Source organism: Aminobacter sp. P4_D5 (genome assembly GCF_056401815.1).
The window spans coordinates 1-540 of sequence record NZ_JBFUIP010001283.1; the positions used below are offsets into that span (position 1 = coordinate 1).

1 protein-coding gene is annotated in these 540 nt (G+C 68.3%); it reads left to right on the forward strand.

Features of this window, described 5'->3' with window-relative positions; genetic code table 11:
* A partial coding sequence (locus AC1DWF_RS37960; protein ID WP_476843562.1) for a s-methyl-5-thioribose-1-phosphate isomerase occupies positions 1–540 on the forward strand: 540 nt, incomplete at both ends.

A 540-nucleotide genomic window follows, 5' to 3' on the forward strand; every position in this document is an offset into this window, starting at 1 on the left:
ATGCCGAGACCTGCCGCCGCATCGGCGAGAATGGCCTGCCGCTGCTTTCGGCCATCGCCGAGAAGAAGGGCCGGGTGAACGTGCTGACCCATTGCAATGCGGGTTGGCTGGCGACAGTGGATTGGGGCACGGCGCTCTCGCCGATCTACCAGGCACATGATGCCGGCATCGACGTGAACGTCTGGGTGGACGAGACCCGCCCGCGCAACCAAGGCGCGGCGCTGACTGCCTTCGAGCTCGGCGCGCATGGGGTGCCGCACACGGTCATCGCCGACAATGCGGGCGGCCACTACATGCAGCATGGCGAGGTGGACATTGTCATCGTCGGCACCGACCGCGTGACGCGCACGGGCGACGTCGCCAACAAGATCGGAACCTACCTGAAGGCGCTGGCCGCGAAGGACAACGGCGTCCCCTTCTGGGTGGCGCTGCCGCACTCCACCCTCGACACGCGCGTGCGCGACGGCGTCTCCGAGATCCCGATCGAGGAGCGCAGCGCCGCCGAGGTGACGGACATGACCGGCCGCACCGCCGATGGAC